Genomic DNA, 13897 nt, shown 5'->3' with positions numbered 1-13897 from the left:
CTTTGCCGCGGCCCTTCGTCTGGAAGTCGTTCACCGTCCTTTTTACGCTCGTCGCCGGGTGCGCCACCCGGGCCGCGGTCCCCTCGAAGGGCCGGCCGGAGGAGCCCCCGCCGCCCGTGTTCGCCCTCGCGGCGGCGGTCGCCGACGGGCCCGAGGACCCCGCGGAGCGCGGGGTGACCTCGCGCATCGGCCGGGTCACCGTGTATTCGGACCGCGCCCTGGTCAGCCGCGACGCCCGCGTGAGCTTGACGAACGAGCCCAAGGTGTTTCGGTTCAAGAAGCTGCCGGGGTGGGTCGACGAGGGCTCGGTGCGGGCCTCGACCAGCGCCGGCAAGATCGTCGACGTGAGCGTCGAGCGGCGGTTTCTGGCCCGCTCGACCGACGAGGGGTTCCGCAAGGCCGAGCTGCGGCACAAGGAGCTGCTGCAGAAGTTGCAAGCGCTCGACGACGAGCTGGCGATCCTCGACGCCCAGCAGAAGCACGTCGAGTCCATCAAGGTGTTCTCGCTCGAGAAGCTCGGCGACGACGGGGTCAAGCGCGAGATCAAGGTCGACAGCTACGGCGAGGTCATCGAGTTCGTGTCCGGCACGCTGCGCAAGACCGCGTCGTCGCGGCGCGACGCCCGGGCCGCGCGCGAGCTGCTGGCGCCCGACGTCGAGGCCAGCGCGCGCAACCTCGAGGAGCTGAGCCGCCTGACCCGGCTCGAGGAGACGATGGTGCTGGTGACGGTGCAGGGCAGCGCGGCGGGCGAGGCGACGTTGACGCTGACCTACGCGACGCCCGGGGCGACGTGGGAGCCGATGCACGAGGTGCGGTCGGGCGCGAGCGACCCCGAGGCGGTGGAGCTGACGTCGTTCGCCGTGGTCACGCAGACGACGGGCGAGGACTGGAGTCACGCGGAGCTGTCGTTCTCGACCCAGTCGTCGTCCGACAGCGAGCGGATCCCGGAGCTCGAGATGCTGGCGCTGGGCAAGGGCCCGGAGGTGTCGCGCAGCGTGACGCGGGAGCTGACTTCGTTCACCACGGCGCAGCAGAAGTTCGCCGAGCAGAACGTGCACTGGAACCGCATGAACCAGGCGGCCGCGAAGCGCATCTCGGAGGTCGAGCAGTTCGAGCGCTCGTACTCGAGCAACCTGGCGCTGCTGGAGCGGGTGCAGAGCAAGACGGTCGAGATCTTCGCGGGCCTGCAGACGCGCGGGACGACGGCTCACTTCGTCGCCCGCGACCCGGTGATCGCCAGGTCCGACGGGAGATCGATCCGGGTCCGCATCGGCAGCAGCCGGATCAAGGCCCAGCGCCGCATCATCGCCGCGCCCGAAGAATCACTCAACGCCGCGGTCACGCTCGAGATGACCAACAAGACCGAGCAGGCGCTGCTGCCCGGCGGGGTCGCCCGCTACCAGGACGGGGCGTTCCTCGGCATGACCGATATCGACTTCGTGGCCCGGGACGAGGACTTCTCGCTGTTCTTCAGCGTCGCCGATCAGGTCAAGCTGGCGCGCGAGCTCGACCGGCATCAGAGCTCGCTGCAACGCAACGCCCGCAACCGCATGCAGCTGTCGTTCGTCAGCAAGGCGCGCAACCTGTCGGAGCGGCCGGTCACGGTGGTGCTGGCCGAGCGCATCCCGGTGGCGGAGAACAGCGACGTGCGGGTCAGCAACGTGCGCATTGGACCGAGCGAGAAGGCCGACGTCAAGGGCATCGTGCGCTGGACGGTGACGCTCGCGGCCCGCGAGGAGCGCTCGTTCCGGGTCTCGTATCAGGTCGAGTATCCGCCGTCGCTGGTGCTCGACGTGAAGCGCAAGCAGATGCAGGAGACGGCCTCACCGAGCCCCGCGGCGCCGCGCAAGCAGATGGACTTCGAGGAGCGGCTGGTCGAGATGGAGGCGGCGTTCTGATCGCGCTCGGGCGGCGACGAGCGGGCGGCGCTGCGCCGGGCCGCGCTCGGGCGGCGACGAGCGGGTGACGCTGCGCTGCGCTCGTGCAGCGCGCCGAGCAGGTGACGCAGCGCTGCGCCGAGCGGGCGACGCAGCGCTCGCGCTCAGGCGGCGACGAGCTGGCGGCGCAGGCGGGCGCGGGCGCGGGACAGGCGGACCGAGACGTTGCGCTCGGTGATGCCGAGGGTCTCGGCGATCTGCGCGTACGACTGGCCGGAGAGGTGCAGCGTCATCACCGACTCGAGGTTGTCGGGCAGGTCGGTCAATGCCTGCTCGATGCGGGCGCGCTGGTCGGCGCGCAGCATCGCCGACTCGATGCTGGCGGCCGGGTCGGCGACGCTGGCCGGGTCGACGCTCGCGTCGAAGTCCTTGCGCCGGCGGACGTGGCGGAAACAACAGTAGCGGGCGACCCGATAAGCAAAAGTCTTGAGCGACGACTCGCCGCGGAACAGCGGCAGCGCGCGCCACAGCGCGAGGGCGATGTCCTGCTCGAGGTCGGCGCGGTCGGCCGCGCCGCGCGAGTAGCTGGCGGCCATCTGCGACAGCCCGGGGCCGTGCTCGGCCACCGTCCCGGCCCAGCGCCCGCGGCGGGCCCGGGTTTCGTCCTCGTCGCCGCCGGTCGTCAGCGCCCGCGCGCTCGTGCCCGGCAGCGCGGCCTGGACGACGCTGGTGCCGCGATAGCCGAACGCGCCGACGGTGGCGAGCCGCTCGTCGATGCTCCACAGCAGGCCGGCGAGGGCCCGCACGATCTCGACCGGCGCGCCCTCGTCGGTCAGCGCGCGGCGGACCGCTTCGACTTCGACGCCGAGCCCGACCAGCAGCTGGCGATCGCTGGCCGACATGGCCTCGACCGTGCCGATCCAGGCGAATACGTCGCCGCGGATCGCCGTGAGCGGGGCGTTGGCGTCGGCGACCCCGAGCAGCAGCTCGCGCCAGCCGCTGCGCGGCGGATCGGGCTGGGCCGGCTCGACGGGCCAGTCGACGGCGGCGTCGCTCGAGCGGCGCAGCTCGAGCGCGAGGGTGCGGGTCTGGCGGATCAGCCGCGCGAGCGGGCCCGAGAGGCCGCCGAGCTGCAGCGGCCGCGACGGCTCGCCGGCGAGGGCGCGGCGCCGCAGCAGCCGCGGCACGGCCAGCGCCAGCCAGCGCGCCGTGCCGACCGCCAGCGCCGACAGCCGCATCGCCGGCATCACCAACATGGTGAGCAGCCCCAGCCCCAGCACGAGCAGTAAGAGCTTCTCGCCGATCCAGGCGGTGAGGTCGATGAGCAGCAGTTCGTTCATCCTGCAGGGCTCGAGTGTCGCCAGCCGAAAGAACCCTACACGAGGGCGGAGAAATTTTTCGTGGGGGCTCTGGAGCCGCGGCGAGGCGAGGCGGCAGGCCGGTGGCGGCGGCGCGCGGCATCCTCGGCCCGCGCGGTCCGGCGCGCCCACGCCGGACCGCGCGGGCGCCGCGTCACGGGAAGGCGGGCGCCCGCAGGCCGTCCGTCAGGTGTGCGTGCAGGTCGGTGGGCCAGGCGCGGGTCGGGGGCATGCGAGCTCGAAGGCTCCAGTGTCGTCGGGCGGCGGAACGCTACAGGTCGTGGCCGGCGAGCTCGTCGCCATGCGGCGGGCGCTCGACGCGGACGCCCGTGGGCGCGTCGGTGGGCCAGCGCGATCGGGGCATGCGAGCTCGGAGGCTCCAGGGTCGCCGGGCGGGAATGCGACAGGTCGAGGTCGTCGCCATCAAGCGGGCGCTCGACGCGGACGCCCGTGTGCGCGTCGCTGGGTCAGCGCGGTCGAGGTTATGCACGCTCGGAGGCTCCAGGGTCGCCGGGCGTGGCCCGGCGTGAGCGCGGTCGCGGAGCTGAGGCCGATGGCCGGGGCGGTGGGCCAGGCGCCGATTGCTCGGGAATAAAAGGACATGCCTGAAAAGACATGTCTTCGGGACAATGTGCTTTCGGACATGCTTTTTCGAGCATGTCCGAAGGCGCACGCGATGATTCAGGGCTGCTGGCAGACGGCGGCGAAGCTGCTGCCGCCGAGGTGGGTCCAGCCGGCGGGGCAGATCTGGGCCTCCTGGGCCACGTCCTCGGGGTAGGTCTGGCCGGCCGCGTTGCGGGTGAGGTTGGCGATCGCCGACGCGCTGGCCTGCGAGCAGGCGGCGGCGAAGCCGGAGCCGCCGCGGTAGTCCCAGCCGGCGGGGCAGATCTGGGCCTCCTCGGCCACGTCTTCGGGGTAGGTCTGGCCCTCGGCGTCGCGGGTGAGGTAGGCGAGGGCGAGGCCCTCGTCGCCGGCGCACACGGCGTTGAAGCCGGTGCCGCCGAGGTGGTCCCAGCCGGCGGGGCAGAGGTCGGCCTCCTCGGGCACGTCCTCCGGGTAGAACTGGCCGTCAACGTTGCGGGTGACGTTGACGATCGAGCGCGCCTCGGCGGTGCTGCAGGCGGCGGCGAAGCCGGAGCCGCCGAGGTAGTCCCAGCCGGCGGGACAGAGGTCGGCCTCCTCGGGCACGTCTTCGGGGTAGAACTGGCCGGCGGCGTTGCGGGTGAGATAGGCGACGGTGAGCCGCTGGTCGGTCATGCAGACGGCGTTGAAGCCGGTGCCGCCGAGGTAGGTCCAGCCGGCGGGGCAGAGGTCGGCCTCCTCGGGCACGTCCTCGGGATAGAACTGGCCGGCGGCGTTGCGGGTGACGTTGACGATGGTGCCGGGCGCGTCGAGCAGGCACACGGCGCTGAAGCTCGAGCCGCCGAGGTGGGTCCAGCCGGCGGGGCAGAGGTCGGCCTCCTCGGGCACGTCCTCGGGGTGGGTCTGGCCGGCGGCGTTGCGGGTGAGGTAGGCGACGAGCGGGGCGGTCGCGGCCGGCTCGCCGGTCTCGCTGCTGGTGGTGGCCTCGCCGGTGCCGGGCTCGCCGGTGGTGCCTTCGTCGGTGGTGCCGGGGCCGGTCGTGGGCTCACCGTCGCTGTCCGTGCCCTCGGTGGGGTCGTCGTCGGTGGTGCCGCCGGGCGTGGTCGAGGGGCCGGGCGTGGTCGAGGGCGTGCCGGTGGCGCTGGGATCGACGGCGCCGGTCAGCTCGGGGCCGTCGTCGCCGCAGGCGGGGCCGAGGAGGAGCAGGAGGGCGAGGCAGTGGCGGGGGGCCATGGAGGCTCCGTCTACAGCGATCGCCAGGGCCGCGCAAGCCGCGGCGACGGACGACGAGGCCCAGCGTCGCGCACGACGGGGACGAGGCGGGCTCGCGCGGCCGGGCTGCGGACATGCGGGTTCGAGCGACGGCGCGGGCATGGAATCCTCAGCGTCGAGGCGTCGCGGACGAGCGAGCCAATGTCGTCGCGGGGATGCATCCCACTGCGTGGTCGCTGGCTGTCGTGCGCGGCGCGGCTCGATGCTGGGGCAGTGGCCACGTCCTCGCGGGGATGCGCCTTCGAGATGGCGCGGGCGCTGGGCGAGTGATCTTTAGGACGTGCTCGAATGGAGATGTCTTTGAGGGAATGTCCAAAAGAAAATGTCGTGAAGGACATGTTCTTATGGACATGTCCTCGACGACACGCGAGCCGAGGAGAAATCAAGGCGCCGGGTGGGCGGCCAGCCACTCGCGGAGGCGGGCGTGGGTCGCGCCCTGGCCGGTGGCGGCGGCCAGGGGGGCCTCGGCTTGTTCGGCCAGGGCGCGGGCGCGGGGGCGGTCGGCGCCGCTGCTCCAAAGGGCGCGTGCGAGGGCGAAGCGGGCCTCGGCGAGCTCCTCGGGCTGGACCTCGGTGGCGCTGCGGATCGCCAGGGCCCGCTCGAGCTCGGGCACGGCCTCGGCGGGGCGGCCCAGGTCGGTCAGCGCCTCGCCGCGGCCGAGCAGGGTGTGGGCCACGGCGGGGTGGTCGGGGCCCAGGGCTTGCTCCTGGCGGGGCAGGGCGCGGGCGAGCAGCTCGAGCGCCTCCGCGTGGGCGCCGGTGGCGTTGAGGATGAGGCCGAGGCCGACCACGCTCGAGATCGTCGAGGGGTGGTCCGGGCCGAGCGTGCGCTCGTAGATCGCGCGGGCGCGCTGCAACAGGCGCGTGGCCTCGGCGTCGTCGCGGGTGTCGTAGCGGACGGTGGCGAGGTTGTGCAGGGTGTCGGCGACGACCGGGTGGTCGGGGCCGAAGGTCTTCTCCTGGATCGCCAGGGCGCGCCCGAACAGCCGCGTGGCCTCGTCGTAGGCGCCGGTGGCCTCGTACACGAGCGCCAGGTTGCACAGCGAGGTGGCGACCAGGGAGTGCTCGCGGCCGAAGGTGGCCTCGCGGATCGCCAGGGCCCGGGCCAGCGCGGCGATCGCCTGGTCGTAGGCGCCGGTGGCCTCGTGGACCAGCGAGAGGTTGTTGAGGGTGGTCGCGACCTGCGGGTGGTGCTCGCCCAGGACCTGCTCGTAGATCGCCAGCGAGCGGTGGTAGAGGCGCGAGGCGTCGCCGACGGCGCCGGCGACGTAGCGCAGGCTGGCGAGGTTGTTGATGCTGTCGGCGACGCGCGGGTGGTCGGGGCCGAGAGCCGCCTCGCGGGCCGCGAGCACGCGGGCGTACAGGCGCGCCGACTCGGCATGCTCGCCGCCGACGTAGAGGACGCCGGCGAGGTTGCTCTCGATGCCGGCCTCCTCGAGCGGGTGGGCGCCGGCGAGCAGGGCCAGCTGGGTCCGCGCCGACTCGGCCCACACCTTGGCCTCGGCCAGCCGCGAGCCGCGGTAGCCGACCAGGTAGATCAGCTCGGTGCTGGCCTGCAGGGCCAGACGGGCCGATCGGGCCGCACGCGCGGCCGCGAGGGCGCGCAGCAGGCCGGCCTCGGCGGCGGGGTAAGCTCCTGTCTCTTCGGCCAGGCCCGCGGCGCGCAGCTCGGCCTGGGCGATCAGCGCCGGCCAGCCGATCGCCGCGGCCGCGTGCAGGGCCTCGCGCGCGACCGGCAGGCCCTCGGCGTAGCGGGCGGCGGCGGCGAGCGAGCCGGCGCGCGCGAGTTGGTCGCGCACGCCGAGGACCTGGTCGCGCTGGTCGAAGCGCAGCATCGGCCGCTCGCGCAGGTGAACCGGGTCGGCGCACAGCTCGGGACCGGCGAGCGCGGCGGCGGCGGCGGTGGCCTCGGTGAGGCTGGCCGCGTCGGCGCGCCCGAGCTCGCGCACGAGGGCGGCGAAGTTGCTGCGGGCCTCGGCCAGGCAGTCGACGGCGCGGCCGTACTGCTCGCCGTCCCAGGTGCTCTCGAGCCGGTGGGCGCGGCAGGCGGCGTCGGCGGTGTCGCGCCAGGCGTCGGCCCAGCGATCGAGCCAGGGCGTGGTGCGCTCGAAGGTGGCGGCGGCGTGGTCGGCCCCGGTGGCGACGAAGGCCGCGGCGAGGGCCTCGCGCGCGCCGGGGCCCCAGTCGGCGAACACGGCCGCGCCGGCGGCCTCGCAGCCGGCGATCGTGCGCTGCTCGGCGACGGTGGCCGCGCCGAAGCCGGCGGAGGCGAGCGCGAGCGCGCCGGCGACGGCCGCGAGCGCGCGCCGACGGCGGGTCGGGTCGGCGCGCAGGGCCTGCAGCAGGGCCCGGGTGTCGGGGTAGCGGGCCGTGCGCGCGCGCGAGAGCCCGCGCTCCAGCACCCGCCGCAGCCACAGCGGCGCCCTCGCGCGCGGCGGCGGGGTCAGGGCGCCGGCGGTGACGCTGGCCATCAGCGTCGCCAGGGTCTCGCCGGCGAACGGCCGCTGCTGGTAGAGCGCCTCCCAGGCGGTGGCGCACAGGGCGAACTGATCGGAGCGGGCGTCGATCGCCTCGCCCAGGAATTGCTCGGGGGCCATGAAGGCCGGGGTGCCCATGATCGCGCCGGTGCGGGTGACCGACAGCGAGGCGACCGGGCCGGCGAGCTCGTCGGGCGCGGCGCCGGCCTCGGCGCGCGCGAGCCCGAAGTCCATCAGGCGCACGCGCCCGTCGCCGCCGACCATGATGTTGTCGGGCTTGATGTCGCGGTGGACCAGGCCCTTGGCGTGGGCGGCGGCGAGGCCCTCGCCGGCCGCGAGCACGACCGTGAGGATGTCCCGCCACGTGCGCGGCGCGGCGGCCAGCCAGGCGGCGAGGGTCTGGCCGTCGACGAACTCCATGGCCAGGTAGACGCGATCTTCGAAGGTGCCGACGTCGAGGACCTTGACCACGTTGGGGTGGTCGAGCCGGGCCAGCGCCTGGGCCTCGCGCAGCAGCCGGACCTGGGCCGCGGTCGAGTCGCCGGCGGCGGCGTGCTTGAGCAGCTTGACCGCGACCTTGCGGTCGAGCAGGTCGTCGTAGCAGGCGTAGACCACGCCCATGGCCCCGCGGCCGACCTGGCCCAGGACGGTGAAGCGACCGATGCGCACCGGCCCGCCGCGGCGGGGGAACAGCGCCCGCTTGACGATCTCCTTGTCGACCGGCGTGCCCGCGCCCGGCGGCGCGTGGCGCTCGACCTGGCCCGAGTCGAGGGTCGCGGCCTGGTGATCGGCGGCGACGAGGGTCGCGCGCAGGCTGTCGTCCTCGCCGGTCATCGAGCGGAGGATCGGTGTCGGACGCCGGGCGGTCAATTGCGTGAATCCGCCACGGGCGGCGCGCGGGCGATTCCGCGGCGTCAGGCTCCAGGCGCGCGGGCGCGGGTCGGGAGGCCCCGGGCAGCCCGGCGGGGCCGGGTCGCAGTAGAGTGCGGCGATGGACGGATATCTGCGGGCCTTCGCCGGCGCGGCCGAGCAGCTGCGCCCGGTGGCGTTCTTGCGGCTGATGATGCCGGTGCTGCTGGTGACCGGCGTGGTCCTGCTGATCCGCTCGGGCGTGCGCGGGCTGACCCTGCGCCGCACGGTGATCTTCGGCCGCGGCGCGGCCGGGCGGCTGCTCCACGGCGAGGTCGAGGGGACCGCCGCGGTGGTGGTCGGCGTGTTCCACCTCTTCCTCGCCGCGGTGATCGCGGTGACGCTGGGGCCGCTGTCGTACTATTTGTGGGTGCCGCGATAGCGTATATGTCCGCAGGGACAGGTTTTTAACCTGCCCCCACGGACATGTACTTCGGGATAGGTCTCCGCGGTGGGGTGGCGGTCCGCGGGCATCACTCGAACGGGCAGCAGCTCGCCATCTTGTCGAAGATCGCGTCGCCGTCCATGCACACGCCGTCGGCCGCGCACTGGGCGACCTCGGTCTCCTCGAGGAAGCAGCGGCAGGTGTCGCCCTCGCAGGAGATGGACTGGGTCGGCTGCTCGGGGCAGCTCCGGCCGAACCCGCAGGAGTCTTCGGTGGTCTCTTCCATCATGATGACGCAGGCGGGGCCGCTGCAGGACTCCAGCGCCGCGAGCTCGTCGCCGCACGCGGTGTCCTCGATGTCGCCCTCCAGGTCGGCGCAGCTGAGCTCCGCGATGCACTGGACGAAGTTCAAGTAGGGCGAGGCGCACTCTTCCTCGATGTACTGGAACTCCTCGATGCAGCCGAGCACGCACTCGGAAGCGTCGGGCTCGCCGATGCACATGGCCTCCTTCTGGCAGCCGGCCTCGCAGGCGGCCTCCTGCTCCGGAGTCACGGGGTTGGGGGTCTCGGTGGTCTCGCCGTCGGTGTCCTCGCCCTCGGTGGCGGAGGTCGTGTGCGGGTCCCCGCCCTCCGTGGTGGTGGTGTCCTCGCCGGTGACCTGGCCGCCGGTGGGGTTGGACGGCTCGTCGGTGGTGGCGTCGGTGGTGGCGCCGGTGGCGTCGGTCCCGGACTCGGTGGTGGAGCCGGTGGACTCCCCGCTGGTCGGAGCGCAGGCGCCGGTGAGGAACAGGATGACGAACGTAAGGGAAGTAAGGTCGAAGCGCAGCATGGTGATGTCCCTGGCAAGAGGAGCGAACCCTTGGCGTTCATTCGCCGCCGGTCGCTCGGGCCATGGAGTCGCCGCTGCCGGGCCGAAAATTGCCGGCTCGCTGCAAAATCGTCGCGCGCGAATGCACCCGGGCTGCGCCCGCTGCGCCGCGCGGGTCGCGTCAATTGTCGAGGCGCGTCATCAGCTCGAGCACGTGGCCGCTCGGGTCGGGGAAGTAGACGCGGCGACCGCCCGCGCCGTACTCGCTGATCCGGCCGTCGAACCCGCCGTGCGGGCTCGAGGCGAACGGCAGGCCCGCGGCGCGGACGCGGGCGAAGATCGCGTCGAACTCGGCGTCGTCGACGTGGAACGCGTAGTGGTGGGCCTCGAAGCCGCCGTCGTCGTCGCCGAAATCGAAGGTGAGGGTGTCGTTGACCCGCACGGCGGCGAACGGACCGACCGGGCCCTCGTAGCGGACGCCGAAGATCTCGGCGAAGAAGCGGGCCGCCGCGACCTTGTCGTGGGCCGGCACGATCGTGTGATTGAGGGTGATCGCCATCGTGACGCTCCTGCGCTCGGCGAAGCGTAGCGCCGTCGGAGGGGGGTGCCAGGGGGCCGCGCGGCCTCACTCGTCCATGTCGAAGTTGGCGCGCAGGAGGTGCTCGAACAGCGCCTCGGGCACGAGCCGGCGCGCCCGCGGCACCCACACGGCGTCGCTGCCGAGGCGATAGCGCAGCCGCGGTCGGGGCGCCGCGAGGATCCGCAGCAACAGGCGCGCGAAGCCGATCGGGTCGGGGCCGGACTGCTCGGCCCGCTCCATCACGGCGACGGCGCGGTCGCGGGTGGCGGCATAAACGTCGAGACCGGCGGCCGCCCGCTCGCGCGCGGCGGTGCCGGCGGTCTTGAAGTCGCCAGGCTCGATCAGCGAGACGTGGATGCCGAACCGGCGCACCTCCTGGCGCAGGCCCTCGGACAGCCCCTCGACGGCGAACTTGCTGGCCGCGTAGTAGGCGTGGAACGGGACGCCGACGAGGCCGGCGAGCGAGGAGACGTTGACGATCCGGCCGCCGCCCTGGGCGCGCATGATCGGCAGCACGGCCCGCATCATGCGCGCGGTGCCGAAGAAGTTGGTCTCGAACTGGGCCTTGGCCTCGTCGAGCGAGGTCTCCTCGACGGCGCCGGCCAGCGAGTAGCCGGCGTTGTTGACGAGGACGTCGATCCGCCCGGCGCGGCGCATGACCTCGTCGACGCAGGCGGCCGCGGAGGCGTCGCTGCGCACGTCGAGCGGGACCATGACGGGGCCGTCGCCGGGGTCGTCGGGCGCGGCGCGGCGGCTGGCGCCGAAGACCCGGTAGCGGCCGCGGAGCCCCGGATCGGCGAGGGAGCGGGCCGCGGCCTCGCCGAAGCCGGAGGACGCACCGGTGATGAGGACGACGGCTGCCTCGCGCATGCGCGGAGGAGCGTAGCCGCGGCGGCGTCGCGGGCAAAGCGGGGCGAGGGCGCGGCGAAGTGAGCTTCCGTGCGGCGGGGCCGGGGTTGGATGTTCGATGGGACATGTCATGGAGGACATGTCTCTTGGGTGATGTCATTATGGACATGTCATATAGAACATGTCCCTGTGGGCATGTTATTTCGAGCGTGCTGGCGGTCGCGCTCACGGGCCGACGTAGCGGGCGCGGGGGCGCAGGAGGAAGCCGGCGGCGCGCTGCGCGAAGGCGTGGGCCAGCCAGCCGGAGGTCGCGCTCACGGGCCGACGTAGCGGGCGCGGGGGCGCAGGAGGAAGCCGGCGGCGCGCTGCTCGAAGGCGTGGGCCAGCCAGCCGGCGGCGCGGCCGACGGCGAAGATGGCGACGCTGGTGCGCGGGGGCAGGCCGAGGGCGGCGCCGAGGGCGACCAGGCCGACGTCGAAGTTGGCCGGCTCGCGGCCGGCGTCGCGCATGGCGTCGACGATGGCCTGGACGGCGCGGACCTTCGGGCTGCGCGGGGCGTGCTCGTGGGCGGCGGCCAGCAGGGCGGCGGCGCGAGGGTCCCCGTCGGGGTAGAGCGGGTGGCCGAAGCCGGGCACCTCTTCGCCGCGGCGGGCTCGCTCGCGCACGACGGCGCGCGCGCGCTCGGGCTTGCCGACCTCGGTGACGAGGGCCTCGACGCGCTCGCCCATGCCGCCGTGGCGCGGGCCGGACAGGGTGGCCAGGCCGGCGCTGACGCAGGCGTACAGGTCGGCGCCGGCGGAGGCGGCGACGCGCACGGCGAAGGCCGAGGCGTTGAGCTCGTGGTCGGCCGAGAGCACCAGCGCGCGGGCCATGGCCTGGCGGGCGCGCGGGGTCGCGGGGGCGCCGAGCGAGACCAGGAGGGCGCCGGCGACGTCGCGCTCGGCCAGCGCGGGTCGGACCCGGGCGTCGCCCTGGCCGGCGCCGGCGAGCGCCGCCATGCGCACGAGCAAGGCGCGGGCGCGGACGAGCTCGGGGCCGGGCGTGGCGTCGAAGCGATCGGGGTCGGCGGCGCCGAGCGCCGGCACGGCCAGGGCGAGGGTGACGAGCGGGGCGGCGGCCTCGGGCAGGAGGGCGCCGAGCGAGGCGAGCCGCAGGCCGAGGCCGGAGACGGACCACTGAGGGGCGCGCTCGGGCAGGCCGCCCGTCCACAACAGCTCGGCGACGGCCTCGAAGGAGCAGGTGGCCGCGAGGTCGACGGCAGGCCGGCCGCGATAGCGCGGGCCGGCCGGGTCGATGGCGGTCAAGGCCGACTCGAGCACGGGCTCGCCCCAGCGCAGCGCGCCGGCGGCGACCGCCGCGTGGCCGGAGCGAGCGTCGCTGCGAGCCTTGAGCCGCTCGAGGTCGTCGCGGCTGTACCGGCGCCCGCGCCCGGGGCCGCCCGGCTCGCTGCGCACGAGGCCGCGGCTGGCGTAGGCGTAGAGGGTGGCCCGCTTGACGCCGAGCAGCGCGGCGGCCTGCTCACCGCTCAAGAATGGTGGGGCCTCGTCGTGGGCGTCGGTCATGGTCCCGCCGTCAAGATGGCAGGCGGAGGGTGGATTGTCGAATCAACGTCTGCGGTGAATGATGGATTGTCGAATCAACGTTGATCAACATGGCGGGCCGGCCCAAGCTGCGGGCAGGAGGGACGCATGGATACGACGGTGACACGGAGCGGTCTCGAGGGGGTGGTGGTGGCAGACACGCGGCTCAGCGAGGTCGACGGGGAGCGCGGGCGGCTGGTGGTGGCCGGCCACGACATCGAGGGGCTGGCGGGAGGGACGTCGTTCGAGGCGCTGGCAGAGCTGCTATGGACAGGGGCGCTGCCGCAGGCGGGTGCGCAGGGGAGGACGCGGGAGGCGCTGGCGGAGGGCCGGGCGCGGGCGTTCGCGCGGCTGGAGGCGGCCGGGCCGGGGCGCTTCGCCGACGGGATGGACGCGCTGCGAGCGACGACGGCCCAACTGGCCGCGGACGACGGCTTCGATACGCCGGCGGCGCTGACCGGGGCGGTGGCGGTGTTCGCCGCGGCGTGGGCCCGCGTGCGGGCAGGCGGGCGACCAGTGGCGCCCGATCGGTCGCTGCCGCACGCGGCCGACTATCTGCGCATGATCGAGGGCGAGGCGCCGACGCCGGCCCGGGCGGCGGCCCTGGAGGCGTACCTGGTGACGGTGGCGGACCACGGGATGAACGCTTCGACGTTCGCGGCCCGGGTGGTGGCGTCGACCGGATCGGACCCGGTGTCGGCGATCGTGGCGGCGATCGGGGCGCTGAAAGGGCCGCTCCACGGCGGGGCGCCCGGGCCGGTGCTGGACATGCTCGACGCGATCGGCGAGCCGGACCAGGCGGCGCAATGGGTCGAGGCGGAGCTGGCTGCGGGCCGCCGGATCATGGGGATGGGGCACCGGATCTACCGGGTCCGCGATCCGCGTGCGGCGGTGCTCGAGGCGGCGCTGGGGCGGCTGGAGCAGGCGGGGGTGACCGGCGGCCGCCTGGCGCTGGCGCGGGCGGTCGAGCGCGCGGCGGAGGGGGCCCTGCGCGCGAAATACCCCGACCGGGCGCTGGCGGCGAACGTGGAGTTCTATACGGCGGTGCTGCTCGACGCGGTGGGCCTGGGCCGCACCGCATTCTCGCCGACGTTCGCGGTCGGCCGGGTGGCAGGCTGGTGCGCGCACGTGCTCGAGCAGCGCGCGACGGGCCGCCTCATCCGCCCGGCGTCGCGCTACGTGGGGCCGCCAGGGTGACAAGCGACCCGAGCGAGGGCGCGC

General features: G+C 74.3%; 10 protein-coding genes. 3 read left to right on the top strand and 7 right to left on the bottom strand.

The features are described from left to right. Nucleotides 1–2 precede the first annotated feature (2 nt). Entirely contained in the window at nt 3–1898 is a 1896-nt protein-coding gene (locus tag POL25_RS06675) for a mucoidy inhibitor MuiA family protein (RefSeq protein WP_272085060.1), read from the top strand. 143 nt (nt 1899–2041) lie between these two features. Here the strand turns inward: POL25_RS06675 and POL25_RS06670 are convergent, their stop codons facing one another. From POL25_RS06670 to POL25_RS06660, 3 genes are all read right to left on the bottom strand, one after another. Continuing rightward, on the bottom strand, nt 2042–3217 hold the full coding sequence (locus POL25_RS06670; RefSeq protein WP_272085059.1) for a sigma-70 family RNA polymerase sigma factor: 1176 nt from the start codon (nt 3215–3217) through the stop codon (nt 2042–2044). Nucleotides 3218–3916: 699 nt separating this feature from the next. Next, a complete protein-coding gene (locus POL25_RS06665) occupies nt 3917–5050 on the bottom strand; it encodes a hypothetical protein (RefSeq protein ID WP_272085058.1) in 1134 nt (377 codons plus the stop codon). Between the two features lie 421 nt (nt 5051–5471). Continuing rightward, entirely contained in the window at nt 5472–8399 is a 2928-nt protein-coding gene (locus POL25_RS06660; RefSeq protein WP_272085057.1) for a serine/threonine-protein kinase, read from the bottom strand. 157 nt (nt 8400–8556) lie between these two features. Here POL25_RS06660 and POL25_RS06655 point away from each other — a divergent pair, with 157 nt between their 5' ends. Continuing rightward, complete coding sequence (locus POL25_RS06655; protein ID WP_272085056.1) at nt 8557–8856, top strand: hypothetical protein; 300 nt, start codon at nt 8557–8559, stop codon at nt 8854–8856. A gap of 91 nt (nt 8857–8947) precedes the next feature. Here the strand turns inward: POL25_RS06655 and POL25_RS06650 are convergent, their stop codons facing one another. From POL25_RS06650 to POL25_RS06635, 4 genes are all read right to left on the bottom strand, one after another. Beyond that, entirely contained in the window at nt 8948–9688 is a 741-nt protein-coding gene (locus POL25_RS06650) for a hypothetical protein (protein WP_272085055.1), read from the bottom strand. Between the two features lie 160 nt (nt 9689–9848). Beyond that, nucleotides 9849–10226: a VOC family protein gene (locus tag POL25_RS06645; RefSeq protein ID WP_272085054.1), complete on the bottom strand. Its 378-nt coding sequence runs from the start codon at nt 10224–10226 to the stop codon at nt 9849–9851. 66 nt (nt 10227–10292) lie between these two features. Then, nucleotides 10293–11117, bottom strand: a complete 825-nt coding sequence (locus POL25_RS06640) for an SDR family NAD(P)-dependent oxidoreductase (protein ID WP_272085053.1) — start codon at nt 11115–11117, stop codon at nt 10293–10295. 293 nt (nt 11118–11410) lie between these two features. Continuing rightward, nucleotides 11411–12658, bottom strand: a complete 1248-nt coding sequence (locus tag POL25_RS06635; RefSeq protein ID WP_272085052.1) for a citrate synthase family protein — start codon at nt 12656–12658, stop codon at nt 11411–11413. A gap of 126 nt (nt 12659–12784) precedes the next feature. Between POL25_RS06635 and POL25_RS06630 the strand changes: the two genes are divergently transcribed. Then, nucleotides 12785–13873: a citrate synthase gene (locus POL25_RS06630; RefSeq protein WP_276593696.1), complete on the top strand. Its 1089-nt coding sequence runs from the start codon at nt 12785–12787 to the stop codon at nt 13871–13873. Nucleotides 13874–13897 lie beyond the last annotated feature (24 nt).

Source organism: Nannocystis bainbridge (assembly GCF_028368995.1).
Classification (GTDB): domain Bacteria; phylum Myxococcota_A; class Polyangia; order Nannocystales; family Nannocystaceae; genus Nannocystis; species Nannocystis bainbridge.
This window is presented reverse-complemented; position numbering and strand designations above follow the sequence as displayed.